This is a genomic window from Wolbachia endosymbiont (group A) of Hedychridium roseum (genome assembly GCF_964028325.1).
Classification (GTDB): domain Bacteria; phylum Pseudomonadota; class Alphaproteobacteria; order Rickettsiales; family Anaplasmataceae; genus Wolbachia.
Genome location: NZ_OZ034755.1, coordinates 602,343 through 628,216, shown reverse-complemented (window position 1 = coordinate 628,216; position 25,874 = coordinate 602,343). Strand labels below are relative to the sequence as shown.

The 25,874-nt window shown below is 35.4% G+C and carries 23 protein-coding genes; 10 read left to right on the top strand and 13 right to left on the bottom strand.

The window, feature by feature from the left end:
* Nucleotides 1–25 precede the first annotated feature (25 nt).
* Nucleotides 26–694 carry an orotidine-5'-phosphate decarboxylase gene (gene pyrF / locus ABWU23_RS02985; RefSeq protein ID WP_253307329.1) on the top strand — a complete coding sequence of 223 codons (669 nt, stop codon included), beginning with the start codon at nucleotides 26–28 and terminating at the stop codon, nucleotides 692–694.
* 208 nt (nucleotides 695–902) lie between these two features.
* Here the strand turns inward: pyrF and ABWU23_RS07250 are convergent, their stop codons facing one another.
* Nucleotides 903–1,160: a hypothetical protein gene (locus ABWU23_RS07250; RefSeq protein ID WP_264688133.1), complete on the bottom strand. Its 258-nt coding sequence runs from the start codon at nucleotides 1,158–1,160 to the stop codon at nucleotides 903–905.
* A gap of 92 nt (nucleotides 1,161–1,252) precedes the next feature.
* On the opposite strand from ABWU23_RS07250, the gene ABWU23_RS02975 reads away from it, so the two are divergent.
* The 3 genes from ABWU23_RS02975 to ABWU23_RS02965 all read left to right on the top strand — a co-directional run bounded on the left by ABWU23_RS02975 (nucleotide 1,253) and on the right by ABWU23_RS02965 (nucleotide 5,810).
* Nucleotides 1,253–2,452, top strand: coding sequence for a phage major capsid protein (locus ABWU23_RS02975; protein ID WP_353270777.1), 1,200 nt, complete (start codon nucleotides 1,253–1,255; stop codon nucleotides 2,450–2,452).
* A gap of 434 nt (nucleotides 2,453–2,886) precedes the next feature.
* Complete coding sequence (gene rmuC / locus ABWU23_RS02970; protein ID WP_253307331.1) at nucleotides 2,887–4,218, top strand: DNA recombination protein RmuC; 1,332 nt, start codon at nucleotides 2,887–2,889, stop codon at nucleotides 4,216–4,218.
* 188 nt (nucleotides 4,219–4,406) lie between these two features.
* The gene (locus ABWU23_RS02965; protein WP_353270776.1) at nucleotides 4,407–5,810 is read left to right on the top strand and encodes a hypothetical protein; all 1,404 of its coding nucleotides are present in this window, start codon (nucleotides 4,407–4,409) and stop codon (nucleotides 5,808–5,810) included.
* A 206-nt stretch (nucleotides 5,811–6,016) separates the two neighbouring features.
* Here ABWU23_RS02965 and pstB read toward each other — a convergent pair whose 3' ends face one another.
* The 8 genes from pstB to ABWU23_RS02925 form a co-directional block, all read right to left on the bottom strand.
* Nucleotides 6,017–6,775, bottom strand: coding sequence for a phosphate ABC transporter ATP-binding protein PstB (gene pstB / locus ABWU23_RS02960; RefSeq protein ID WP_253307333.1), 759 nt, complete (start codon nucleotides 6,773–6,775; stop codon nucleotides 6,017–6,019).
* Nucleotides 6,772–7,557, bottom strand: coding sequence for a 4-hydroxy-tetrahydrodipicolinate reductase (gene dapB, locus ABWU23_RS02955; protein WP_253307334.1), 786 nt, complete (start codon nucleotides 7,555–7,557; stop codon nucleotides 6,772–6,774). The genes pstB and dapB overlap by 4 nt, the downstream gene beginning before the upstream one ends.
* Nucleotides 7,558–8,027: 470 nt before the next feature.
* Entirely contained in the window at nucleotides 8,028–8,921 is an 894-nt protein-coding gene (locus ABWU23_RS02950) for an Rpn family recombination-promoting nuclease/putative transposase (RefSeq protein WP_353270775.1), read from the bottom strand.
* Between the two features lie 316 nt (nucleotides 8,922–9,237).
* Nucleotides 9,238–10,254 (bottom strand): DNA polymerase III subunit delta, encoded by a 1,017-nt coding sequence (gene holA / locus ABWU23_RS02945; protein WP_253307336.1) that lies wholly within the window; start codon nucleotides 10,252–10,254, stop codon nucleotides 9,238–9,240.
* 5 nt (nucleotides 10,255–10,259) lie between these two features.
* Nucleotides 10,260–10,448 carry a hypothetical protein gene (locus ABWU23_RS02940; protein ID WP_096618007.1) on the bottom strand — a complete coding sequence of 63 codons (189 nt, stop codon included), beginning with the start codon at nucleotides 10,446–10,448 and terminating at the stop codon, nucleotides 10,260–10,262.
* Nucleotides 10,449–10,579: 131 nt separating this feature from the next.
* Complete coding sequence (locus ABWU23_RS02935) at nucleotides 10,580–11,389, bottom strand: metal ABC transporter permease (protein WP_353270774.1); 810 nt, start codon at nucleotides 11,387–11,389, stop codon at nucleotides 10,580–10,582.
* Between the two features lies 1 nt (nucleotide 11,390).
* Nucleotides 11,391–11,747 carry an Mth938-like domain-containing protein gene (locus tag ABWU23_RS02930; RefSeq protein WP_253307338.1) on the bottom strand — a complete coding sequence of 119 codons (357 nt, stop codon included), beginning with the start codon at nucleotides 11,745–11,747 and terminating at the stop codon, nucleotides 11,391–11,393.
* A 4-nt stretch (nucleotides 11,748–11,751) separates the two neighbouring features.
* Nucleotides 11,752–12,618, bottom strand: a complete 867-nt coding sequence (locus tag ABWU23_RS02925) for a 4-(cytidine 5'-diphospho)-2-C-methyl-D-erythritol kinase (protein WP_253307339.1) — start codon at nucleotides 12,616–12,618, stop codon at nucleotides 11,752–11,754.
* An 81-nt stretch (nucleotides 12,619–12,699) separates the two neighbouring features.
* Between ABWU23_RS02925 and ABWU23_RS02920 the strand changes: the two genes are divergently transcribed.
* The 4 genes from ABWU23_RS02920 to ABWU23_RS02905 all read left to right on the top strand — a co-directional run bounded on the left by ABWU23_RS02920 (nucleotide 12,700) and on the right by ABWU23_RS02905 (nucleotide 19,204).
* The gene (locus ABWU23_RS02920) at nucleotides 12,700–16,149 is read left to right on the top strand and encodes a UvrD-helicase domain-containing protein (protein WP_353270773.1); all 3,450 of its coding nucleotides are present in this window, start codon (nucleotides 12,700–12,702) and stop codon (nucleotides 16,147–16,149) included.
* 1,164 nt (nucleotides 16,150–17,313) lie between these two features.
* Nucleotides 17,314–18,420, top strand: a complete 1,107-nt coding sequence (locus ABWU23_RS02915) for a D-alanyl-D-alanine carboxypeptidase family protein (RefSeq protein WP_253308928.1) — start codon at nucleotides 17,314–17,316, stop codon at nucleotides 18,418–18,420.
* Between the two features lie 108 nt (nucleotides 18,421–18,528).
* Complete coding sequence (locus tag ABWU23_RS02910; protein WP_064124961.1) at nucleotides 18,529–18,843, top strand: DMT family transporter; 315 nt, start codon at nucleotides 18,529–18,531, stop codon at nucleotides 18,841–18,843.
* A gap of 16 nt (nucleotides 18,844–18,859) precedes the next feature.
* Nucleotides 18,860–19,204 (top strand): DMT family transporter, encoded by a 345-nt coding sequence (locus tag ABWU23_RS02905; protein WP_264732404.1) that lies wholly within the window; start codon nucleotides 18,860–18,862, stop codon nucleotides 19,202–19,204.
* Between the two features lie 23 nt (nucleotides 19,205–19,227).
* Here ABWU23_RS02905 and ABWU23_RS02900 read toward each other — a convergent pair whose 3' ends face one another.
* Together ABWU23_RS02900 and prfB are read right to left on the bottom strand one after the other, a co-directional pair.
* Nucleotides 19,228–20,718: an ankyrin repeat domain-containing protein gene (locus tag ABWU23_RS02900; protein ID WP_353270772.1), complete on the bottom strand. Its 1,491-nt coding sequence runs from the start codon at nucleotides 20,716–20,718 to the stop codon at nucleotides 19,228–19,230.
* Between the two features lie 64 nt (nucleotides 20,719–20,782).
* Nucleotides 20,783–21,887, bottom strand: a protein-coding gene (prfB, locus tag ABWU23_RS02895; protein WP_253308929.1) for a peptide chain release factor 2 whose coding sequence is annotated in 2 segments (ribosomal slippage) — nucleotides 20,783–21,811 and nucleotides 21,813–21,887 — 1,104 coding nt in all. Because the reading frame shifts where the segments join, the coding sequence is not laid out codon by codon here.
* 154 nt (nucleotides 21,888–22,041) lie between these two features.
* Between prfB and mgtE the strand changes: the two genes are divergently transcribed.
* Nucleotides 22,042–23,412 (top strand): magnesium transporter, encoded by a 1,371-nt coding sequence (gene mgtE, locus ABWU23_RS02890; RefSeq protein ID WP_353270771.1) that lies wholly within the window; start codon nucleotides 22,042–22,044, stop codon nucleotides 23,410–23,412.
* A 353-nt stretch (nucleotides 23,413–23,765) separates the two neighbouring features.
* Here the strand turns inward: mgtE and ABWU23_RS02880 are convergent, their stop codons facing one another.
* A complete protein-coding gene (locus ABWU23_RS02880) occupies nucleotides 23,766–24,812 on the bottom strand; it encodes a TrkH family potassium uptake protein (protein ID WP_353270770.1) in 1,047 nt (348 codons plus the stop codon).
* Nucleotides 24,794–25,216, bottom strand: coding sequence for a hypothetical protein (locus ABWU23_RS02875; protein WP_353270769.1), 423 nt, complete (start codon nucleotides 25,214–25,216; stop codon nucleotides 24,794–24,796). The genes ABWU23_RS02880 and ABWU23_RS02875 overlap by 19 nt, the downstream gene beginning before the upstream one ends.
* Nucleotides 25,217–25,362: 146 nt before the next feature.
* Here ABWU23_RS02875 and ABWU23_RS02870 point away from each other — a divergent pair, with 146 nt between their 5' ends.
* Nucleotides 25,363–25,860: a hypothetical protein gene (locus ABWU23_RS02870; RefSeq protein ID WP_353270768.1), complete on the top strand. Its 498-nt coding sequence runs from the start codon at nucleotides 25,363–25,365 to the stop codon at nucleotides 25,858–25,860.
* Nucleotides 25,861–25,874 lie beyond the last annotated feature (14 nt).

Sequence of the window (25,874 nt, the reverse complement as noted above, 5' to 3'; positions counted from 1 at the left end):
ATTATAAAAAAAATTATGCAAGATAATGAACCCAATAATATGCGCACTGGATACACAAGACTTAAATAAGGCTATTTCTCTAGCTAATGCTCTGCGTGGTAAAGTTGGCATGGTAAAGCTGGGATTAGAATTTTTTGCTGCTCATGGTCTCTCTGGAGTGCAAGAAGTTGCAAAATGCAATGTACCAATTTTTTTAGATCTGAAATTGTATGATATTCCGAGCACTGTGGCTAAAACAGTTGAAGTAATAAAAGTTCTAAGTGTTGAAATGTTAACTCTGCACATCAGTGGCGGAACAAAAATGCTTGAAGAAGCGCTAAGTGTGGTGCAAGGCACAAAAATAAAGCTGATTGGAGTGACAGTGCTAACTAGTATGAGCAATGAGGATTTAAACGAGCTTGGAGTAGCAAGAGAGGTAAAATCACAGGTAATTTTGCTTGCAAAGCTTGCAAAAAAGATTGGACTCCATGGAATAGTCTGTTCTGCACTAGAAGCTCAAGAAGTGCGCCGAGAATGCGGTGAAGACTTTAAAATTATTACTCCAGGAATTCGTATAGATCCAGGTCATGACGACCAAAAAAGAACAGCAACACCAAGAGAAGCAATAAATTTAGGAGCTGATTATATCGTCATTGGCAGACCCATTACAAAAACTGCAAGTAGTGCAGAATTAATATTGAAATCCCTTATCTAATCGAAGCAGATAAAAAAAGTGCTTGACATAAAAAAACGAACATTATATATTGTTGTTGTCTTTTGTTTTACCTCGCTTAATTTAATTACTGGATTAAGCTTACATCACTAAGCGTGGTACAAAGTGCCACGCTATTTTCCGATTTACATTTTCAACAGATAAACAAATGATGTCATGCCAGTGTCTGGGCACATAACTGTACGAATATTCATTTTTGAAGATAAATTGCACAACAGATGATGTCATTCCAGTCTGGAATCCAGAAATTTTGCTTATAACTGAGCTGATGAGCTAAAGGCAGTTGTCTTACGCTAAAACAAACGTTTTTAATTAAGTTGCATAGAAGCTGGATCCCAGTGTCTGGGCACTGGGATGACACCCCACTGGTAGGGAATTGCTCCCAAACTACAATGTTCGTACAGTTATGTGCCCAGACACTGGAATGACATCGTTTACTATGTACCATATTGCAATATTCGTACAACTGTGGGAAACATCTATGGGTGCCATTCCTATTACCTTATTTCCATTCTAATTTTATTTTCAAAGGAGGCTATTATGTCACTTACCGATATCGCTCACCGTATCAATGAACTCGCTTCATCATGGGAGCAATTTAAATTAATAAATGATCGCAAATTAAAAGAAATTGAGAGCAAAGGGCGTGCTGATTCTGCAACGATTGAGCAGCTATGCAAGGTAAATAATGCCATTGATAGTTGCAAAGAGCGTTTAGACTTGATCGAAACTGCAGCTCAACGTCCAGAAGTAAATACAGATTTTAGCACAAGTGATAAATATTTTTCTGATTATATCCGCAAGGGAATGGAAAGCGGTTTATCACACAAAACCCTCAGTGGAGATGATAATGATATCGGAGGGTATCTAGTTACTCCGCATATTGTAAAACGCATAAACAAGCGCGTAACTGATTCGTCCCCAATGCGACAAATATGCTCCAGTCAAAGAATCTCTACTGAAACATTGGATTACATTATAGAAGATTTTGACCGTGCCGGTGCAGGTTGGAGCAGTGAAACAGTAGATGATGAGGACGGTGGCAATAAATCTAAGTATGATTTTGCAAAAGATACGGACACGCCTAAAATCCAAAAGATTCCTATCACGACTTACGAGTTATATGCTCAACCACAGATATCACAAAAGTTACTCGATGATGCGTTTGTCGATGTTGAGAGTTGGCTGGTGGAAAAGATTGCCGAGACTTTTAGTAAGAAAGAAAACGAAGCCTTCATTAAGGGTGATGGCACTTTTCAACCCAAAGGAATTTTAGCTTATGATAATGGAAAGGGCTACAATAAAATAGAGCAAGTTAAAACTGAAAAATTGGATAGCGATTCAATAATGATATTGTATTACTCTCTGGATGAATATTATTCCAAAAATGCATCATTTTTGATGAACAGGAGTACGTTGAAGAATGTTAGGCTACTAAAAGCTCAAACAGGTCAATATCTTTGGCAACCAAGTTTGTCGCTTGAAGCTCCAGATACCTTAATGGGAATACCAGTATATCAATCTGCCGATATGCCACCGGTGCCAAACAATCAGCTACCGGTAATTGCGATGGCAGATTTCAAACAAGCTTATAAGATTGTAGATAACAGAGGAATGAGAATATTACGAGACCCTTATACGAATAAACCTTATGTGAGGTTTTTTGTCACTAAGCGTGTCGGCGGAGAGGTTGTAAACACCAGTGCTATTAAATTGTTGAAAGTTGCGAGCAAGTACTAAAAACTTCTATAGCATCATCTTTAGAGCCGTTTTACTTCTTTTTGTATAGCTCCGCTCCTGTCATCCCATGCCCTCTTCTTGTCATTCCAGTCTGGAATCCAGCCTTTTCATAATCATCAAAACGTTGTATTTTAACATAAAACGGCTACTTTTATGCTTACCAACTTAATAAAATTCCTGGATCCCAGTGTCACGCACTGGGATGACACCCTCCTGGTAGACAATGTTCATACATCTGTGGGCTTGACCATAAGATCCAGTCTAAAAAATTTGGATCCCAGTGTCACGCACTGGGATGACATCAGCGGTTAATATTTTATATACATTTTATAACTAAACTAGACATTCGTACAGTTGTGTGCGGTATGACGTTGTTACTTATAGCTATACACACAAAAATCATATAGAATTGTAAACGCAGTTTTTTTATTCTGATGCTTTTCAATTCTATAGCTCTGGTTGTCTCTCTATTACTATTTTTCTACATTATTGTAAAAAAACTGAGCGAAAAGAAAGCAAACCTTGAGGGTAATTTATGTAAATTAGAGCGTGAGCTTCAAGAAACAAAGCAAACTTTACTTACAAAGAATGAAGAAATAGTTGATTTAAGGGTCAAAAGAGCAGAGCTTGAAGTAACTCTGCAAAAAGAACGTGAGGAAAAGAAAAAGGAAATAGAGTTACTAACAAAAGCAGAGGAGAGATTAACAAACACTTTTAAAGCGCTCTCTCTTGATGCTTTGCAGACAAATAACAATAATTTTCTGAACTTAGCAAAGGAAGTAATCGATAGTAAATTAAAAGAAACAGAAAGCGATTTCAAAAAAAGACAAGCAACGATCAACGAAGTTGTAACGCCAATAAAAGAAAAATTAGAAAAATTCGATAACGAAATACGTGAGCTAGAAAAGGAGAGGGTAGGGGCCTATGAAGGTTTAAAGGAGCAAATTGGAGCGCTGATGAACCAAACTTCTAGCCTTGCTAATGCCTTGAGAAAGCCCCACATTAGAGGAAAATGGGGTGAAATGCAGTTAAAGAGAGTGGTAGAAATGGCGGGAATGATTGAATATTGCGATTTTTTTACTCAGCCGTCAGTGGTTGATAAAAACGAGGATAATTTATTGCGTCCTGATTTAATAATCAAAATGCCATCTGGAAAGCAAATAATAATAGATGCTAAAGTGCCGCTTGATTCTTACATGGATGCTATATCACAAAATGATTTGCAAATACAAAAGGAGAAATTAAAGAATCATTCCCTGGCAATAAAAAAACACATAAATGACTTGGGTAAAAAAGAGTATTGGAATCAATTTGAAAATACGCCAGAACTTGTGGTGCTTTTCTTAACAGGGGAGGGGGTTTTTAGCGCAGCACTGGAATATGAGCCTGCTTTGATAGAGATTGGAGTGGAAAAAAAAGTGATCATTGCAACACCGATCACTCTAATTGCATTGCTGAGAGCAATAGCATATGGATGGAAGCAAGAGATGATAGCTGAAAATGCAAAGAAAATCAGTGAACTAGGTCATATTTTATATGAGCGCATTTGCACAATGGGCGAAAACTTTGATAATTTGCGCAGGAGCTTAAAAAGTGCTGTCGATCATTATAATAAAACTGCTGGTTCGCTTGAAGCAAGGGTGTTTCCTGCTGCCCGAGAATTCAATAAGCTTGGTATACATGCAAAAAATAAAAGTTTAAGTGCTGCAAAGGAATTAGAATCTTTACCACGCAATTTACATACTGAGGAACTGAAAGTGGATTAGACTTCTTACATAACTATTCAAGAGCCAGACCATAGGCGTTTTCCTGCGCTAACATGGAAGTTCTTCTGCTCCACAAACAAATAGTATTGTGCTCAATGCTGCAAATGAAATAGCTATTTATTAATATATTAAGGAAAAAGTTGACTTTTTGTCTAAGATAATATAAAATAATAGTTGGTGAGGTAAAAATGTCAGTATCAAAAGAGCGTAAGGAATATTTACTAGAAAAGTTTAAATATGCTGCCAAAGAATTTGGCAAATCTGGTACAAAGTCCAATCATAAAACAGTACCAAAAGAACAGCAACTCTCTATTGATTTAGGTAACAAAAAAGTTTTTGGTATTATAAACAGAATTTTACACTGGATAGAAAGTAAATTTACATATTTTTTTCCACGCTATAATTTATTTTCAGAAGTTGGAGTTAAAGGAAGAAAAATTCCTAGAACTAATACAAAGGTTAAGTATTTTAACTCTGATGAACAGTTTGATCAAAGCAAATTTATTGGTGAGGAAGATGGGGAACTAAGGTTATACGACTTAGAAGGCAAGCTATATGATACAACTGATAAAATTAGTAAGGGTAAAAAAGGTTGTGTAGCTTATGTGATCACGCTTGATGGCAGATTGGTAACTCATGAACATATTAATGTTAATAAAAACGAGTGGGCTTATCGTCATTCAACTCTTGCAGGTGGTAGGCCAGTTTTATGTTCTGGTTTAATAAAAGTGGTAAATGGTAAAATAACTTATATAGACAATAATAGTGGGCATTATAAACCAGAATCAGCAAACTTATACAATGCAGTGAAAAAATTAGAAGGTCTATTTTCGAAAGATGCAAAAGTTGTCTGCTTACCATATTGGGTTGGCTTGCAAAAACAAATTCCGTTTATACGCAAAATTATTCCAGCTAAACAAGAGCCAGCAGAGGAATTCTTGAAAAGGATGGAGAAAAAAGGAAAAGATGGATTGACTCAATATGAAAGACATTTTAAAGGGGTAAAAGAATATAATGAACAGTATGAACAAAAGTTGCTTCTTGCAAGCTATAAGTCACCTACAAATGAACTGCCCTGCAAACCAACTATACATAAAAAACACAGGTTGAAATACTCTGAATATATTAACTTACACCTTAATTTTTTGAAAGAGTTCGATGAAAATCCCAAAGTGCAAAAAATGGCAATAGAACACTCAATAAGAAGGATTATTGGAGCAAATTATGGCCATAAACCTACAGTTGCGCTTGCTAAGGCACAGATAGCTAAAGATGGAAAGTTGCAAGAAACGGACGAAATAGTAGGTATAAATGTAACCTTTCACCATGAGAACGATTGTAATAGCTTTGCTAAATTTCTGGATCTCAAAAAGCATAGCTATAATTGCACATCTCATCTGAAGGACAAAGAAATTGATGAGCTTCTTAAATATACATATGACGAAAAAGATAGAGCCACTATAGAAAAATTAATGCCCAATAAACATACAGTTTTTATGAGTACAGACCAGGCTGATAAGTTTATAAAGGACACTTTACAAATTGAAATAGACAGTGTTGAACAATTGGGTATCCGTTTAGTGGAGTGTTAAAACAGATAAACAAAGCAAGACAAAAAGGTAATCAGAGAGTAAATGTGAGAGAACTCTGCAAAAATTTACAGTAAAAAATAGAAAAGTTAGAAGCAAAAAGAATGAAGTGGTATTTTTTGAATGATCCAACCGCTACCATGCTGAATGACAAATACGGCATACGGATACATTTTTTAAAGTAGCCAAGCTACTTTGATGACAGAAACCTAATGATCCAGGATATACTCCTTTGTTAAGGGAGATTGAGCATTTTCGAATATTTCTTGAGTGCTTCCAGACTCAACAATTCTGCCATTATGAAAGAAAATTACACTATCAGATAACTTTTTAGCTTGCTTCATTGAATGAGTTACCATAATTATAGTAAACCTTAATTTCAGCTCTTGTATAAGATTTTCGATTGCATTGGTTGCCATTGGATCAAGAGCGGAGCACGGTTCATCCATTAATAAAATAGTTGGCTTCACTGCAATTGCGCGAGCGATGCATAGCCTCTGTTGTTGGCCACCGGATAAATCGAGTGCACTATCTTGCAATCTGTCTTTTAATTCTTCCCATAAGCCAACTTTAGTTAAACTATTTTCCACCATCTCATTCAATTTTTGCTTATCCTTCACCATACCATGCAGTTTTGGCCCATAAGCAACATTGTCATATATTGATTTTGGAAAAGGATTTGGCTTTTGAAATACCATGCCAACTTTTGCTCTGAGTAGCACAACATCCATATCGCGTGAATATATATCACCCAGCCCATCGATATCTAATTCACCAACAGTTTTGCATCCAGGTACATAGTCATTCATACGATTAAAACAACGCAAAAATGTTGATTTACCGCACCCGGATGGTCCGATAAAAGTAGTAACTTTTCTTTTATAAATATTCAAATTTATATCGAATAAAACTTGCTTAGAGCCATACCAGAGATTTAAATCTTTAACAGAGGCACGTGTATTGCTCATATCACATCCTGCATTGAATAGAGCCCCGGAATTTCTCTTTTATTTTCATATAGCCATACTGCTGCTTGAACAGCTCCTCTAGCAAATGTTGTGCGATCAATTGCTTTGTGGTTTAGTTCTATCCGTTCATCAGAATTAACAAACATCACGCTGTGATCTCCTATTACTCCACCTCCACGAGATACTGCAAAACCTATTCCCCCCTTTTTTCTTATGTTTGAACCACTATGTAAATATTGATTGGACTGAAAATCCACTTTTGAAGCGTTAGCAATTGTTTTGCCAAGTTCTATAGCTGTTCCAGATGGTGAATCCTTTTTTAAGTTATGATGCATTTCCCAAATCTCAACGTCATATTCATTACCTAAAAGCTCAGCAGCTTTTTTTACCAATTTCAGCAACACATTAACCCCAACACTCATATTTGCTGACCATAATATTGGAACTTCAGCAGCATATTCTTTCAAATCGACACCTTCTATTCCAGTTGTGCCACTAACCAGCGGTGTTTTAAATTTTACAGCTGCTTTAAGGCAGTCTAACATACATTCTTTAGTTGTAAAATCTATTACAACGTCGGATAACTCAAATATGCCACTAATAGAACTTGTAACCTTGATTCCTAGATTGGCTATAATTGGTCCAATATCTGAATCTATGTACTTACTGCCTGAACGGGCAACAGCACCTGCTATTTCCACTTCGGCATTTGTAATTAATTCATTGAGTATTTTCTTGCCCATTCTGCCTAAGCAGCCTATTACTCCAACTCTGATTTTCATAAAGCTTTTTACGTTTATTAAGAATGTTATGCCTTTTTTTAAGCTCTGTCACTTCTGATCTATATTCTATAGCTGACCCAAGCAACACGTCATGCCGTTGCGGATAGATTCCGCTAACTATTAGCGGAATGACGATTGTCGGTGAACCTAAGTTACTTTAGCTATAGCTGACCCAAGCAACACGTCATACCGCCGCGGCGCTAACTAGTAGCGGAATGACGGTTTTTCAAATTGTCGGTAAATCTAAGTCAGTTTAGCTATATATGACTCATTTCTTTACTGTAACTTAACAAGAACTGGTCTGTAGCTAATAGTTATTGACAATAAGGGTAATTAACTTTGATAAGAATCTTTTCTGTGTTCAATTGAAGTCTATATGTTCTGGAATATCTATATAGTAAATTATGCGGTAATCGTAGACTACGCTGCCCACTTAAATTATGCCACAAAGGTTTTCCAAGTGTAACCGTTCACAGATTTCCACTTAATTCTTCAATCTCACTAATAGAAAGGCCAGTAAACTTGACAATAGTGTTGACATCAACATTATTAGCCAGCATTGCTTTTGCGACTTCAATTTTCCCTTCAATTTTTCCTTTCTCTATACCTTTTTGTATACCTTTCTCTTCAGCAAGATCAAGTCTGTATTCAAGAATGGCTTCTTCTTTCCGTAGATCCATTATTCTTTCTTCGTAAGCTACTAAATCTTTTTCGTTCCAACGAAACTTGTCTAATTCATCATATGCTAGCTTTATTATTGGCGCTTTTTCTGCTATCTCTTTTAAGTCCTCTTCTGTTGTTTCTTCTGCGTATTTAAAAAAGAAACACCACCTTTCTACTATACTTTCTAACTGCTCTACTTTACTTTTTGAAAATTTGGGCAATTCTATAAAGATAAATTGAAAATCTTTTAAGTAATGGCCGTTAGTTTTTATATCACGTATATTGTGAGTAGAGATATAACCAACTTCTTCAGGAAGTAAGTTACAATTTGATATAGCAATAAAGAAGACTTTCTTTAAATCAATGTAGTTGCCAGATTTATCTAATTGTCTTGAGTAGGCTTTAGCGGCATATAATTGAGCGCGTTTTTCGAAGCCCTTGTCTCTAGCGAGCTGCATTTCTGCTATATATCTATTTCCGTGAGAATCCTTGCAGAGAACATCAACAATACTTTGTTTATCAGAGGCAACTTCGGGATCCATAATAGTGCTAAGAAACTCAACTTCTTGTATTGTATTTATCTCAGTAAACCCTAAAATATCGTTCAAAAAGTGGATCAGGATATTCTTATTTTTTTCCGTTCCAAAGATTTTTTTGAAACACAAATCATTGCGAGGATCGAGAAATTTTGAAAGAGCCATGGCAAAAATGCTTGAAAATATTAATAATTATACACTATTATTAACAATTATTCAACCATATTTTTGAAGATAGCTATAGCTATGCTGCCGCGGTATCTCTTAGCATAGATCCCGCTAACAAGTAGCGGGATGACGAGGATGCCGCCGCGGCGCTAACTAGTAGCGGAATGACGGTTTTTCAAATTGTCGGTAAATCTAAGTCAGTTTAGCTATAGGCAGCAATTTTCTGTATTTATTTTAAATTGAAGAAAGCTCAAATGAAAGATCATGTTTTGCTAAAAATCACAGAATGCAGTCTGGTTACACCTTATTTTTGTTAGCTATAGCAAGTAATTGTATTTGTAATATGACAAATCACCTGCTGAAAAATCATTTTATGATCTAAATCAGTTTTTTTACAGGTAACTTCTAAGCTTATCAATTCTTCCAAAATCTTTTTAAGTTCTGAAAGTTGCAAACTTTTCAAATGAGATTTAAAGCTCTGCAATTGTTTAAAAAACAATGGAGGGCTTAGCTGATCAATCGCAGCCTGCTCACTCATTCCACCTTGCACTGACAGCAAAACGTTTTCAAGGCGTAGGAAATAATTTGATATAATGCGAATTAGCGCTATCGGTGAAAAATTTTCTTGCGATATCAATGCATCAGAAATTCTAATGAAGCGCGACATATCTTTACTTGCTATGGCAGAGCATAGATCATCAAGTGTAGCATAGTCGTTGCCGGAAGTTGAAAAGCATAATTCTATATCAGTAAGTTTTAGGTCTTTTCTCTCCCCTAAGTACAAAACTAACTTCTCAAGTTCTGAACATATAGGCAGCTTGCTATGATTAAAGTAAGATTGCAAATGGTAGATTATCTCATTTGTGCATTTTATATCATTTTGTTTTAAGTAACTTGATATAATGTCATAAAGATTGCTGTTGCTGTCCTTATAGCAAGCAATCACACCAAAAATTTTTGAACTCTCCATATAACTTTTAGTCGCAGAATTATATGGAAGATCACTTGCTACCATCATTACATAGTGACCACTTGCGTTATAATCCAATACGTTTTTTAACTCTTTGGATATACCTCCACTCACATTTATCAGCTTAATTAATTTTTTGCTGGTAAACATCGAAATGTTTGCCAATTCAGAAAACAGTAAACCGGGTGACTTATTCACTATTGCAAAATCCATCACCTGAACTGAATACTCATCCAAATTGGCAATTATTTCTTGTACATAAAAACCAACCCTACTGTTATCACTTCCATGAATTAACACACCACTTAAAGCATCAGGTTTCTCTAGGAATTTTTTAACTTTGGATGGTATGACCCTCATGCCATCTATATGATATCATTCTCATTTGATTGTACATGAGTATCCAAAGACTCTGAGTTTTCTTGCGCAATATTGTGCACATCATCTGCCGTACTCTGCACATTATCCGACTCTTCTGTTTTTCCTGTAATATAATTATAAAATTTTTTCACAGGTTGAGATATATATTTGGAAAAAAATCCTTCTTCGCTCATATTGCTTACTCCATAAAATTAACAGCTTATCATTAGCACATAAACAATAATATAGCAAAGACTATTTTGTGCTAAGATAGTGATGTTTTATAATGAGTATATTACAAAATTATTAACATTCGAGACTAAAATCAAGCCAACCTGCTTAATACTAACCTTATAAAATAAGCGATAATTAAATATACGGCTGCAACAAGTATAATTGCAGGTCCAGTTAACAAATCAAAACTTGCAGATAACATCAGACCTGATATCCCAGAAATCACAGAAAAAACTGTTGCAACAATAATCATCTGCATTGGAGTTTTCGAAATGAGCCTTGCAGATGCTGCTGGTATTAGCAAAAATGCAGCAATGAGTAATATTCCTATTAATTGGGCAGCAATTGCTATAAATATAGCAAGAGTGATTAAAAATTCTAGTCTAACAAAATTAACATTAATCTTCTCAACTACTGCTAAATCTTGATTAATTGAAATTATTAACCAATAACGCCATCTAAATATTAATATCAAAGTAACTATTACAGAGATTAAAAAAATCAATATTATATCACTTTGATCGAGCGTTAATATATCACCAAACAGTGAGCTAATAATACTATTATTGCCCGATGGAAGAAAAGACATAAGTATTAAACTCGATGATAAAACTACATTGGTAACAATGTTCAATATCGTATCAGCAGAATATAATCTGTTAAAATTAAGAGAAAGTAGTATAGCAAATGTAATTGCAATGAGCATTATGCTAAGCGATGGGCTAATCTTAAAGATTAAAGCAAGTGCAACACCAAGCAACGAAGAATGGGACAAACTATCACCAAGATAAGATAACCTTTGCCATATCATAAACGATCCTAAAGCGCCTGTTACTAGGCTAATTACGACTACTGCAACTAGACTATTGATGAAAAAGTCCTGGGTAAACATTTCAAGCATGCTATATGGCTATTAGATAACTGACAACAAATCTATCTTCGGATATTAAAACGTTATGGGTTCTGCATGCTGCACCGGTTGTCATAAATTCAAAATTTAAACCTTTTTGTTCCATAAGATAGGACTTCACTGAAGAACTTGGTATATTGCGTGTTTTACCAGTACCTATTATCAAAATTTCTATTTCCTCTGTTAAAAAAGATTTAAAATGTTCCTTGCTATTTATATCACTTTCTTTCAATTTAATCACCTTTTCAGGAAAAACTATAATTGAGCCGCAATATTCTCTATTATTCACCAAAAATTTTCCTTCCCTGTAACCATTTATAAGATTTTTATTCTCGGAAATTAAGGGCATAAAGTCAAACTATTAATTGAGTGTCACATACCCACCATTCTGGTTGCTTTTCTCTGATATTAACTGCAGCAGCTTTTGCATTTTCCTCACTATCGAATATTCCAAAGCATGATACACCACTGCCTGACATGCGAGAAAGTATAGAGCCTTCTTGTGACTCAAGTGTTGATATCACATCCTGAATTTCAGGTACAAGGCTTATTGCTATTTCTTGAAGATCGTTTCTCGTCTCTTTAAGAAACTTCAACAAATCCTTTTCAGCGTCATCGCTCCATTTAATTGGCTCAGAAAATTCTCCTTCATGTTTGGAAAATACCTCTAGTGTGCTCAAAAACTTTTTTTTCGGCTTCACCAGTACTATATTTGTGGGTAGAGAGAATTTTTTTATGGGACACAACTCTTCACCAATACCTCTAACAAAAACTGGCTTGCTATCTATACTCGCAGGAACATCAGCACCAACGCTTAAAGCTATTTCATTTAAAATCGTCCTATCAATCTTCCACAGCTTCCCTAGTATGCGTACCACAGCTCCAGCATCTGAGGAGCCACTGCCCAAACCCGCAGCAATTGGTATATTTTTCACAACCTTTACAATGACTTTAGTTCGCGCAGGAGCATATCTAAGCAATAGATTAACTGCTCTCATTACGGTGTTGTACCTGTTATTAATTCTAAGTTCGGAATTTACAAATTCAACTGTAGAGTTATCGTATCTAGAATCCTTCTCACCTACTTTTATTTCCAAAAAATTAGAGAGATTAGCAAAGACAAATAAACCTTCAATCAAGTGATACCCTGTTTCTTTTTTGTCTACAACATGCAAAAAAAGATTGATTTTTGCAGGCGCCTTTACACAAAAACTTTTCATTATATATCTTCACTAAGATTATTTTTACATTATATGTATAATGCTATTTTAGTCAACTTCTATAAGGTTTTCGCACTTCTGATGAGATCAAATGCCATAAATCCCAATTTCTCTGTATGGGTAAATGCGTCCGCTGGTACAGGCAAAACAAAAATCTTAATAGACAGAGTATTGAGACTTTTATTAGAAAACAAAAGAAATATTCTCTGCTTAACGTTCACCAACGCTGCAGCAAACGAGATGGAGAATCGCATTCACAGCATACTCAGTAAGTGGGCAATATGCTCAGAAAGTGAATTAATAATGGATCTGGAACAACTAGACCTATTGCAAATCAGAAAAAAAGAAACCTGGATCCCAGTGTCAGCTACTTGGATGACAGGGGATGACGCAGAAATAACGGAGAATGATGCTGAGGTGATAGCACCACATAATCACGATTTAAGTGAAAATCCAGTAGCTCACCCTTCGACGTCATCCCAGCACCCCTATTTGTCATCCCAGTGCGTGACACTGGGATCCAGAAAAAATAAAGATTATTTAACAAGAGCAAGAAGGCTTTTCTCTGAATTGGAAAATCTTGGTCTAACTATACAAACCATACACGCTTTCTGTTACAAACTAATTTCCAACTTTCCCATAGAAGCTGGCATCGCCCCAAATTGTACGCTGAGTGAATGTAAAGAATTACATTCCATCATATTCAATAAAGTGCTTCATAACGAAACTGTGCAGGATGATATCAATCTTATTGCGGCTGAATTTGATGAAAATAAGCTACGCGATTTGCTTTATACTTTATGTATAAAAAGATCGATATCAGAAAATGATTCAGAATATATCAAAGATAAACTCAGTGCTCCAGATGAAATTCATGACTTACAGAGTGAAACGACTGAGCACATAAAAAGATTAGCCGAGATATTAAGTGAAGGCAGTAAAAGAGATCAGAGTTATAGTGAAATACTTTATTCTACTGTCATCCCAGTGCTTGACACTGGGATCCAGAAGAAAAGAAGTGTAGATTCCAGCGTCACGCGCTGGAATGACACCAAAATAGAAAACCTAGCCAAGGTATTTCTCAAATCAGAATCGCACGAAAAAAAGAGCATATCATCCATTGCAACAAAAAGTACTTTGGAAAAATTTAGAGATGCAGAGCAAATAATAGAGAGCGTTCAGAATGTAGTGTTTACTCATATAAAAGACATGAACTCTTATCAAATATTCAAGAGAACCAGTAGCTTACTTGGTATATTTAAAGTATATGTTGATCTATATAGTAGCGAAAAATCAAAAAACGCACTGCTTGACTACAATGATATAATTGGCTTAGCAACAAATCTTCTCAGCAATCCAAACTACAAAGATTGGATATTGTTTAACTTGGATCAAAAAATAGATCACATCCTTGTTGACGAGGCACAAGACAATAGCATCAGCCAATGGAAAATTATAACAAATCTCTGCGATGAATTTTTTGCCGGTAATGATGAAAAGCGAACCTTATTTGTAGTTGGTGACGTAAAACAATCCATATACAGATTTCAAGGAGCAAATCCCCATCTATTCAACTACATGCAACAATACTTTCATACGAAAACTGGTGGCAGAGATTGGATATCATGCCAACTTGAAAAGTCATTTCGTTCAACTCCAGAAGTTTTAATGCTTGTAGATAGAATATTTAATAACTTCCGCGCAGAAATATCTTTTGTTGATAATGAAATAAAACATGTTCCACATAGAGAGAATGACCAAGGATATATTGAAATTTGGCCAGCGTTACCAAAGTGTAAAGAGAAAGAACAGCGAGCTTTACAAATTCCTCTGACATGCAGGGAAAATTATATAATAACAGATCGATTACTTGCTCAAACAATAGCCAACAGAATTCACAATTGGTTAAACGAAGGGCGGATTTTAGTCGCTAAAGATCGCCATATAGAGCCAAGGGACATTGTGATTCTGGTACGGCAACGAAACGTGTTAGTTGATTACATAATAAGCGAACTTAAAAAAGCAAACGTGCCAGTTGTAGGCCGAGATTATTTTAGAATTATGGACTATATAGCCGTGCAGGACTTAATAGCTTTGGCCGAATTTTTACTCCTCCAGGCAAATGATTTAGCTCTTGCAAATGCTTTAAAATCACCGTTATTCAATTTTACCGAGGATGATTTATTTAACATTGCATATGACCGTAAAGAGCATTCACTATGGGAAAGAATTCGCGATTATTCTGTGGTTATCTATAGTGAATTAAACTATCTCATTAACTTATCTCGCATAGAGTCTCCTCTTGCACTATTTACACATATATTGCGTACAGGTAAGAAGAAATTTGCTGCAAGGCTAGGTCTTGAGTGCTTCGAGGTTCTAGACGAATTTATGAACCTTGTGTTGCAATTTGAAAACCCATCTCTTCAAGCGTTTGTTCAGTGGATCAAGGAGAATAACCCGGAGATTAAGAATGATATGCAATCAGAACGCAATGCTGTGCGAATAATGACAATTCACAAATCAAAAGGTCTGCAAGCTCCCATAGTATTTTTGGTTGATACAAACACAGTGCCAAGAAACAGTGAAAGCATTATCTTTGATGGAACGGAAGTGCCATTTTGGTGTGGAAAAAACAATAACGCTTATTGTGATCAAGTAAAAAGAGAGAAAAAACTAGAGGATTATAACGAATATTTGCGTTTATTATACGTAGCACTCACACGTGCTGAAGATGAGTTATACATCTTAAGTAAAGAGCCAGTGCAAAAGGGCTCTTGGTATGATCTAATCACTCAGTATGGAGAACCATATGAAAAGAAACAAGCATACTTACAGCCAATATTTAAAGAAAAAGTTGAAGTGCTATGTGTGAACGCAAACTACCCTTACATTTATAAAAAACGTGATTATTTTGACGTTCCAGTCATTTCCCTTCCGCCAAACCTATCAATGTCATTCCAGCGCCCTCTTTCGTCATTCCAACATCCTTCCTTGTCATCCCAGCGTCCTCCCCTGTCATCCCAGTGCTTGACACTGGGATCCAGTAAAAAAGAAGGAAAATCAGCATCAGCTACTTGGATGACAGATGGTTATACAAGAGGCTTAATAATCCACAGCATATTACAATATATGCCCAAGATAGAAAAAGAAAGGAGAAAAAACTGGGTCAGAAAATATCTTGACAATATAAACACCAGTGAAGATAAGGATGAAATTTACAGTAAAATATTGGCCTTTAATGAAAAATATGGCTATTTGTTTGACTTAGAAGGCAAATCAGAGATTACACTGAGTGGAATAATCGATGGCGAACCAGTATTAGTACGACTAGATAGGCTATGCATAACGCAAGATAAAGCGATCATAATTGACTACAAATCACACCGTAACGTTTCTGTTTCCTTATTAAATGAAATAAAAAAGCAAATGCTGACCTATAAAACCTTAGTACAAGAAATATATCCAAACAAGCAAGTAGAGTGTGTGGTTATTTGGGTGGAAGATTTAACCATTCAATCTGACCTTTAACGAAACTTGATTACAAGAAATAGCTACTACGTCATACCCCGCGGTATCTCTTAGCATAGATCTCTTACTTAACCTTCATACCGCGATTCATTCGCGGTATCTCATCAGCTAACAAGCAGCGGGATGACGAGGCTTATCGTCATGCCGCCGCGAACCGTCATACCGCCACTCCTTTCCCGTCATGCCACCACGAACCGTCATACCGCGATTCATTCGCGGTATCTCATCAGCTAACAAGCAGCGGGATGACAGCAGTCCTACGTCATACCGCTGCGGATAGATCCCGCTAACAAGTAGCGGGATGACGAAGTTATCGTCATGCCACCGCGAACCGTCATATCGCCGCAGACCGTCATACCGCCGCGGTATCTCTAGATCCCGCTAACAAGCAGCGGGATGACGAAGTTATCGTCATGCCACCGCGAACCGTCATATCGCTGCAGACCGTCATACCGCCGCGGTATCTCTAGATCCCGCTAACACGTAGCGGGATGACGAATTACTATCTACACCGTCATACCGCCGCGGTATCTCTTAGCCGCTAACACGTAGCGGGATACTTAACCGTCATACCGCGATTCATTCGCGGTATCTCAGCCGCTAACAAGAGATCCCGCTAACACGTAGCGGGATGACGGTTGTCGTTTAGCCATAAATATTTAAGAAATTTACCAAACGAAAAAAAAGGCAAAAGAAGCCCTAGTCATTGTCTACTTTCAGTATTGGCGTTTTTTAAGTCTTAAACACTGCAATTTAGCTGCTTTTAAATGCAACTCACCTTTGTTTAAATGTTTAAGAAATTTACTAAACAGAAAAAAAGGCAAAAGAAACCCCGTGTTAGCTAGTTGTCACTCTCTAATCCTGCAAATTGGCGTACTATACTGTCTTAAACGACTTATAAGCGCGTTTCAGCTTATATAGGTAAAAACCCAGAAATGTTGTGAAGACATAAGGTGCACATAGTGCAAAAAATTAAAAATAAGACGCCAACTACGTTGTTTTCTTGCTGTTTAATCTGCACAGATGAAGATAACTGAATACCTTCACTATCATAATAAGGGGGCTGGCGGAGTTTGTCAAGCAAGTTTTATGCAAGAGATCTATTGAAATGCCCCTGTAAAATTATACTATTAATTAGTGCACTGTAAATTTAAAATTATAGATATGTTAAGCAGATTGGTAATTTTGCTATTAGTTTTTATACTTCCTTTTTCTTCATACTCATACCAGTTTAGAACCAAAGCAAAGCAAGCAGTAGTCTTAGATTTAGCTTCAGATTCATTCATTTTTGACCATAATTCTGATGAAAAAATGGCCCCATCTTCAATGAGCAAGCTAATGACTTTATATATAGCCTTCGATTATCTAAAAGCTGGAATAATACACATGGAGGATAAATTTCGAGTAAGCAGAAAAGCGTGGGAAAGAAAAGGCTCTTCTATGTTTTTGAAAGAAGGTCAATCCGTTACGGTGAGGGAATTACTCGAAGGAATTACAATAGTCTCAGGTAATGATGCCTGCATAACACTAGCCGAGGGTATTGCAGGATCAGAAGAGAATTTTGTGGCTGAAATGAATGAGGTTGCACAAAATTTGAACCTGAATGACAGTCATTTTGTCAACTCAAGCGGGTGGCCAGATGGAGATCATTTTATGAGCGCAAAAGACTTGGTAATGCTGGCAAAAAGGATTTTCACTGATTTTCCTGAATATTACGATTTATTTTCTGAACAATATTTGACATATAACGAAATTGCACAAAAGAATAAAAATCTTCTACTTTTTCACGACATTGGGGTTGACGGTTTAAAAACCGGTTATACAAATGCTGGTGGTTATGGCATTGTAGCATCTGCAAAACGAAATGATAGGAGAATTTTTGCTGTCGTAAATGGTTTAAACACTGAGAAAGAGCGAATAGAAGAAGCAAAAAGACTGATACAATACTCCTTAAAACATTTTAATACTAAGAAAATATTTGCTAAAGACAGTGTAGTTGAGGAAGTAAATGTTCTCTATGGAAAAGATAAAAAAGTGCCTATTACAGTTGCAAACGATGTTACCATAACTTACAACCGCAAATTGCATGACCAAATTAAGGTGCGTATTGAATATAAAGATATGATACCTGCACCCATTAAAAAAGGTCAAGAAGTGGGCAAAGTTTTTGTAGAAATACCAGGTGTTGAGCAACAAACTACGCCTCTTTATGCAGCAAATGACGTACAGGAATTGAATTTCGTAGAAAAGTTTTTTAGAATGTTATTTTAAGTTTAATATATTGGCTTTCAAAGCAATTTCGAAAGAGAGATCTATTGCACTTTAGTATAGTTTTAACTAACAATTTCTGTTACAATACAAGATTGAAATGTTACGAAAATGTGCTGGTTATATTTGTTGCTGTCTAGTATCCTAGAGATACTGTGGGCTGTAACGTTAAAGTTTAGTAACAGTTTTACTAAAGTTGTGCCTTCGATTGCAACATTGGTAATTATGATCATTAGCATTTACTTTTTATCTCTTGCAGCATGCTTTCTACCTATTAGAGTATGCTATGCAGTTTCCTCTGGAATATGCACAATTGGAATAACTATAATTGGTGCAACCGCTTTCACAGAGAATATTAATTTATCTCAAGTTTTATGTATCATTTTAATTGTAATAGGAACCATAGGGCTAAAGCTCTCTATTTAAACCTAAAAATTTATGCATGAATTGGATATATTTACTCTTATCGTCACTAATTGAAGTGTTCTGGGTCATAACACTTAAGCATAGTTGTGGATTTACTCATCTCGTACCATCAATAATTAGCATACTCTCCATGGCTCTTAGTACGTATTTACTTTCGCTCGCTATACGTTCTATACCTATCGGAGTATGCTATGCAATTTGGACTGGAGTAGGTGCTATAGGAGCTTCGATACTTGGAGTTTATCTATTTAATGAACCAGTTAATTTATTCGAAGTAATATGCTTTATTTTAGTTACATTCGGGATTATAGGATTAAAATTGTTTGATACTGCAAAACAAACTGTTGATAAAATGGAATAAGAGATCCCACAATTGGAATTATATTAAGGAAATACTTCCTGCACATTCCCATTTACGTTTTGCGCTTCTTTCGTTTCATCCATTTTAGTACTAGGTTCTAACATTCTAACTGTAGTATAAGCTACCGCTAATGCTGCTGCTACAACTGTAACTACTGCTCCTATTACAGGATATAGCCCATCTGTAATTGTTCCAATTGCAAAAAGTGTTATCGTTATAGCAGTACCAAACAATATTGTTAAACTGAAAGCAACAAGAGATATTTTACCCTGTTGGTCATGTCGTTTCATTCTTTCTTCAGATAAAAGAAAATTCACATGCCGAACTATATAATGATTTTTGTCAAAATCGCTCGGAATTTTATTATCATTATTCTTTGACAAAAGATCTGCTCTTTTGCCTATTAAAGTCTCAATTACCTCTTTGCAACCACGTCGAGCAGCCATATGTAAGGGAGTGCATTTATCTTTATCTACTGCATTAACCTTTGCTCCTGCTCCTATTAGAGCTTTTGCTGTCTCTTCATTCTTGGCATTATGCAAGGGAGTGCGTTTATCTTTATCTAATGCGTTAACATTTGCTCCCGCTCCTATTAGAGTTTTTACTGTCTCTGCATCTTCAGCAAAATGTAAAGGAGTACATCCATATTTATCTGCTGCATTAACATTTGCTCTTGCTTCTACTAGAATTTTTACTATCTCTTTACGGCAAAATTGAGTAGCTATATGCAAGGGAGTGCGTTTATCTTCATCTGCTGCATTAACATTTGCTCCTGCTCCTATTAGAGTTTTTACTGTTTCTTTACAACCATATTGAATAGCCAAATGTAAGGAAGTGCGTCCATCTCTATCTATTGCATCAACATTTGCTCCTGCTTCTATTAGAGTTTTTACTATCTCTATGCGACCTTTTTTAGCAGCCAAATGTAAAGGAGTATTCCTATATTTATCTACCGCTTTGACATCTCCTTCTCCTTCTATTAGAGTTTTTACTATCTCTATGTAACCTTTTTCAGTAGCCAAATGTAAAGGAGTATACCCATCTTTACTTATTGCATTAACATCTATATCTTCTCTTTTCAATGGGAGATTTACTACTTCTGTTTGACCATTTTCACAAGCCAAATGCAAAGGAGTACATTCATGATTATCTTTTTCATTAACATCTGCTCCGTTGTCTATTAGAGCTCTTATTGTTTTAGTGCAGCCACGACGAGCAGCCTTACATAAAGGAGTGTCTCCATATCCATTTTTTGCATTAGCATTGATTCCTTCTACTCCCAATAGAGCATTCACCACATTTTCTAAATTATTGTGGATAGCTAAATGCAATAATCCATATTCTACTGCAAATAAGTGGTTTACACCAAAACCAGCTCCTTCCCACTCTTTATATTCATCTGAATATTGTGATAATTTCTCTTTTATCTTCCCAATTACGTTATCTTTACTTAAATTTTTGTCAGCATCAATTGCACTTAGCATTCTTTCCCACTGCTCGTGTTCAATTGTCATAACTTTACTCCTACTTTAACAATATTTTAATTATCATATATTATGACAAGAAAGTTAACCCTACCTAATTTTGCTTAGTAAGCACACTAACTATGAAACAATCTATATTACCATCAAAAACAGAATTTATATTACCCACTTCATGTCCAGTTCTTAAATCCTTCACCATTTGATATGGATGCATAACGTACGATCTGATCTGATTGCCCCAGCCTATATCGCATTTTTTACCATATTCTTCAGCCATCTTTTGTTCTTTTTTTTCCAGTTCAATTTGGTACAAACGTCCTTTAAGTAATTTTAACGCCTCATCCTTATTTCTGTGTTGAGAACGACCATTTTGGCATTGAACTACAACACCAGTTGGAATATGCGTAATGCGTACCGCACTTTCAGTCTTGTTCACGTGCTGACCGCCTGCTCCGGAAGCACGGTAGGTGTCGATCTTTAGATCCTTTTCATCCACAGCAATATCAATTGAATCTTCTATCACTGGAGTTACTCCTACACTTGCAAAACTGGTATGACGTTTACCATTTGCATCAAACGGCGATATTCTAACCAGCCTGTGAATTCCACTTTCACTTTTTGCCCACCCATAAGCTTTTTCTCCAACGATTTTTATCATTGCAGACTTTATACCAACCGACTCTCCTTCTAATTTTTCTACAACTTCAACTTTAAAGTTGTGATAAATTTCTGCCCATCTTACATACATGCGCATCAGCATTTCAGCCCAATCATTGCTCTCTGTTCCACCAGCTCCTGAGTGGATTTCTAAAAAGCAGTTATTGTTATCTGCTTCACCAGTAAATAAGGATTCTGTCTCTTTAAGTTTGATTAATTTCTCTAGCTTAGCTAATTCACTTTCAACTTCAGAGAAAAATTCTTCATCATTCTCATCAATAGCAGACTTCATTAAGCTAATGGCATCGTTGTAATCGCTTTCCAACTTTAAAAACAACTCTACGTCATGCTTAATTTTAGAACGTTCTTTTAAAATTTCTTGTGCCTTTTGATTGTCTTGCCACAGATTATCATTCGACGCTTGGGAATCCAGCTCTTCAAGACGCAACTTTAATTTTTCTATGTCAAAGACACCTCCTGATAAGAGAAATACTTTTATTTAAGCCTTGAAAGTATTCGAAAATTTCTGAATAAGTTTTCATTATACTTTAGATTTTAATATATTTACTATTACTAACAATAACAGCAAACAAAATAGAAATTTAACCATATGATAGTTAATTCAAAATAATTTCATTATACTTTAATGTTTAAGGAAATCAAGTGTGTATATTTATTAAAAAATAAGGTAAAGTAATGAATATTAAAATAAGTTCTCATTATGGTTTAGACAAAAAGGCTATTGATGACTTAATAGAGTCACTTGATAACGAGGAGCTAGAAAATGTTTGTAATATTGTAAAAACGATAGATAGCGTTCAGTTAGCTTATTTTTTATCTACTTCAATCAGTGATCACAGGGAGAAATTAGTTAATATCCTCGATCAACATTTGTTAAGTGATGCCCTAGTGCATGTAGTGCCAGATTTACAAAGAGAGATCATAGAAACATTGGGAATAGAAAATACAGCAAAGTTACTAATGCTCCTTGATGTAGAAGATATAGTAACCATAGTGAAAGATTTGGATAGAAAGTCTATAGAAAACATACTTAACTACTTACCCAATGCAACTCAAAAATTAGTAGAGGAGTTGTTATCATACCCAGAAGAAAGTGCAGGAAGGTTGATACATAAAAATATGGTTATAGCTCCATATTATTGGACGATAAATCAGCTAATGGAATTCTTGCGCAACTATAAAAAAATACCAGAAAGATTTCACCAGATATTCATTATCAACTCAAAATTAGAGCCTGTAGGCAGTGTTAATTTAAATAAGGTAATATCTCACTCAGGAGACACAATAATAAAAGAGATAATGGATCATGACATAAAAATCATTAAAACTGGAGTAGACCAAGAGGAAGTAGCAAGAATATTTAAAGATTACTCTCTATTATCGGCTCCGGTAGTAAATAAGAATGGTAAAATTATTGGTGTGATCTTAATTGAAGATGTGATAAAAGTTGTTCAACAAGAAACAGAAGAGGATGTACTCAAAATAAGCGGTGTATCTTCTAAAGCCGATATAAATGCCCCTATACATAAAACTATAATTAAAAGGCTACCTTGGTTACTGTTTAACCTCTTAGCTGCAACAATGTGTTCCATAGTAGTTGGCTTTTTCGATGATGTAATAAAAAGTTTTATAGTACTGCCAATAATCATGCCGATAATTGCATCAATGAGCGGAAATGCAGGATCCCAAACAGTAACGCTAACCATCCGGGCAATCGCAACAAAATATCTAACTGAGCAAAATGCAAAAAGAGTACTGATGAAAGAATTTTTAATAGGTCTTATAAACGGGGTAATTTTATCTACCATTTCACTCGTAGTATTAGCAATAAGATTTCACAATTTCAAAGTGGAGATGATTTTTGTGGTCTCCATGATTATGATGTCAATTATTGCAACGTTCATCGGAACTTTCATTCCTATAATGCTTCACCGTTTAAAGTCTGACCCTGCAGTTTCTTCTTCAATCCTAACATCGGCAACAACTGATATTCTCTCAGCTCTTATGTTTCTTGGTTTAGCTACGATCTTTTTATTAAACAGCTGATACTATCTATAGCTATACCGCGATTTATTCCATAGCTGTACGAACATTCATTTTTAAAGGTAAACTGTACAGCGAATGGTGTCATTCCAGTGCTTGACACTGGAATCTAGCCTTTTCATAATCATCAAAATGTTGTATTTTTACATAAAATGGCTACTTTTATGCTTACCAACTTAATAAAATTCCTGGATCCCAGTGTCTGGGCACTGGGATGACACCCTCCTGATAGACAATGTTCGTACATCTGTAGATTTATTCGCGGTATAGATTCTGCTAATAAGTAGCGGAATGACGGTTTTTCAAATTGTCGTAAGTCAGTTTAGCTATAATATCAAGTTTCACAACTTTACCAACTATTTCTTTCTATTAAATAAGAATAAATTACCTATACAAAAATAGATTGGCAATATTTCAAGTCTACCAAGCAGCATCAAAAACGACAAAAATAATTTTACTTCATTACTGAAAGAAGAATAGTTACCTGAAGGGCCTATTAAATTACTAAATCCCGGGCCAGAATTTGTAAGCGTTGCAGAGACTGAACTGATGCTAGTTATAAAGTCTGCATTGCTTAAGTAAGACATCACTATTGATGAAATGGTAAACGTTAACATGAAAATTGCAAAAAATATAAAGACAGAGTGAACTTCATCATTCTCCAGGGTTTTTCCGTTGAATTTTACCCTATTACCTGCACCTGGGTTTAATAAAAGGCGAAAGTGATTTCCTATAGACTTTAGAAAAATGATCAAACGAAAGATTTTGATGCCACCACTTGAAGAACCACTACATCCACCAACAAAGGTTAGAAAAAAAGCTAAGACTGAAATGAAGCTCCAATCTGTATGATTACAGATTGCATAACCAGTTGACGTAATTAAAGAGGTGATGGTAAACGTGCTGTATCTAAATGATAATGACACTCCTAAATCAACATTTTGATACAACCAAAAACAAGCAAATAAAGATGAAACAATAGCTATCTTAACAAAGTAAGAGACCTGTTCATCATAGCAAATGTCTAACCGTCTTATGATTTTTAAATAGCTAAAAAAAGGCAGAGAACCCAAAATCATAAAAATGATCGTTATGACTTCTAACATAGGGTTATTGTAGTGCCCTATAGAATCATTATAGTTAGCAAATCCACCAGTTGATACAGCGGACATTCCGTGACATATTGCGTCAAATAGTGGCATGCCAGCCAGATAATAGGAAAATATACATAACAAAATTAGGCCATAATATATTGCTGTAATATGAATTACTACGCTTCGCGTGTTCGGCAACTTCCTTTTTGTAGCATCTGAATATTCAGAATAAAGTAAATTATTTAGGCTGAAAATCTTAAACATAGGAAAAACTGCAATTCCTAAAGTGATTACACCAAAACCCCCCATGCCATGTAGCATTGCTCTCCATAGCAGTATTCCTGGAGATTGTTTTTCAATATCATTAATATAGTTGCCCCTGTGGTTGTGATGCCAGATATCGTTTCAAATAATGCATCAACATAGCTCAGATTGTCAAAATAGAAAGGAATAGCTGCAAACAAAGACAAGGCAATCCAGGTGCAACTAGTAATTGCAAAAATTGCCGGCATGCCATTTAATTTACCGAGTAAAATAAAAATTACACCAGATGTGCAGGTAATTATGAATCCAGCGAGAAAATTTTTCCATTCGTAGCTGAGACATTTATTAGTAATAGCAGGAATAAGCATTGCTAAGCTAAATAACAATAGGAATATTCCCACAATAAATACAATTGAACGTAAAGTTTGTAAACGTTGATGATTTTTCATAGAGTTATTTCCTCGCTATACAAAGCCATAAAAGCTACTCTAACGTCAAGCATTTTGTTGGCCTTTATTAACAGTTATTAACAATATACTTGACTTACTTGTAAATATATATGATAATTAAACTTTATAGAAAATAGAGGTAAAATATGACTGAATTAACTGACATACAACAAAAAATTCAAACTTCATTAATTACAGCAATCAGCGAGAACAACCTTAAAATGGTCCAGGAAATATTCAACAGTAATGAAAATGATGATATACAAGCAGCTTTGAGACACGAGGGAGCTCCAACTAGTGAAAAAGATATCATTTTATATTTTGCTATTACTCGCCTTAACGATATAGTTGAAGATAAAGAAAAATTTGAAAAAAGCGTAAAGATCATTGAACTAATTTGGCAGAAAACTAATCAAAAAATTCGTGATTCTGTGTGTGATCATGCAATAGAGAGTTTTGAAAACTCTCTAAGAGAAACTGTCCTTAGTGACATACCTGCTCTTGAAACAGTTATTCAAGAAATGGAAGAGCACAAGAGGGTAATGGATCTTAGTTCAATACTAAGAGATGCAATAAAAAGTCTTAATGTTAATCAAGTTGAAGCAGCATTAGAGAATTGTGGTAAAATGTACAAAGTGTTTTAGATCGAATAGTATAT

Bases quoted from the DNA above. Each gene is read 5' to 3' on its own strand.
- mgtE (WP_353270771.1), top strand. From the start codon at position 22,042: ATGAATATTAAAATAAGTTCTCATTATGGTTTAGACAAAAAGGCTATT.
- dapB (WP_253307334.1), bottom strand. From the start codon at position 7,557: ATGAAAATCAGAGTTGGAGTAATAGGCTGCTTAGGCAGAATGGGCAAG.
- holA (WP_253307336.1), bottom strand. From the start codon at position 10,254: ATGAGGGTCATACCATCCAAAGTTAAAAAATTCCTAGAGAAACCTGAT.
- ABWU23_RS02875 (WP_353270769.1), bottom strand. From the start codon at position 25,216: ATGAAAAATCATCAACGTTTACAAACTTTACGTTCAATTGTATTTATT.
- ABWU23_RS02900 (WP_353270772.1), bottom strand. From the start codon at position 20,718: ATGACAATTGAACACGAGCAGTGGGAAAGAATGCTAAGTGCAATTGAT.
- ABWU23_RS02905 (WP_264732404.1), top strand. From the start codon at position 18,860: ATGAATTGGATATATTTACTCTTATCGTCACTAATTGAAGTGTTCTGG.
- ABWU23_RS02880 (WP_353270770.1), bottom strand. From the start codon at position 24,812: ATGGGGGGTTTTGGTGTAATCACTTTAGGAATTGCAGTTTTTCCTATG.
- ABWU23_RS02925 (WP_253307339.1), bottom strand. From the start codon at position 12,618: ATGAAAAGTTTTTGTGTAAAGGCGCCTGCAAAAATCAATCTTTTTTTG.
- ABWU23_RS02870 (WP_353270768.1), top strand. From the start codon at position 25,363: ATGACTGAATTAACTGACATACAACAAAAAATTCAAACTTCATTAATT.
- ABWU23_RS07250 (WP_264688133.1), bottom strand. From the start codon at position 1,160: ATGGTACATAGTAAACGATGTCATTCCAGTGTCTGGGCACATAACTGT.
- pstB (WP_253307333.1), bottom strand. From the start codon at position 6,775: ATGAGCAATACACGTGCCTCTGTTAAAGATTTAAATCTCTGGTATGGC.
- ABWU23_RS02975 (WP_353270777.1), top strand. From the start codon at position 1,253: ATGTCACTTACCGATATCGCTCACCGTATCAATGAACTCGCTTCATCA.
- ABWU23_RS02915 (WP_253308928.1), top strand. From the start codon at position 17,314: ATGTTAAGCAGATTGGTAATTTTGCTATTAGTTTTTATACTTCCTTTT.
- rmuC (WP_253307331.1), top strand. From the start codon at position 2,887: ATGCTTTTCAATTCTATAGCTCTGGTTGTCTCTCTATTACTATTTTTC.
- pyrF (WP_253307329.1), top strand. From the start codon at position 26: ATGAACCCAATAATATGCGCACTGGATACACAAGACTTAAATAAGGCT.
- ABWU23_RS02910 (WP_064124961.1), top strand. From the start codon at position 18,529: ATGTGCTGGTTATATTTGTTGCTGTCTAGTATCCTAGAGATACTGTGG.
- ABWU23_RS02965 (WP_353270776.1), top strand. From the start codon at position 4,407: ATGTCAGTATCAAAAGAGCGTAAGGAATATTTACTAGAAAAGTTTAAA.
- ABWU23_RS02940 (WP_096618007.1), bottom strand. From the start codon at position 10,448: ATGAGCGAAGAAGGATTTTTTTCCAAATATATATCTCAACCTGTGAAA.
- ABWU23_RS02950 (WP_353270775.1), bottom strand. From the start codon at position 8,921: ATGGCTCTTTCAAAATTTCTCGATCCTCGCAATGATTTGTGTTTCAAA.
- ABWU23_RS02930 (WP_253307338.1), bottom strand. From the start codon at position 11,747: ATGCCCTTAATTTCCGAGAATAAAAATCTTATAAATGGTTACAGGGAA.
- ABWU23_RS02935 (WP_353270774.1), bottom strand. From the start codon at position 11,389: ATGCTTGAAATGTTTACCCAGGACTTTTTCATCAATAGTCTAGTTGCA.
- ABWU23_RS02920 (WP_353270773.1), top strand. From the start codon at position 12,700: ATGAGATCAAATGCCATAAATCCCAATTTCTCTGTATGGGTAAATGCG.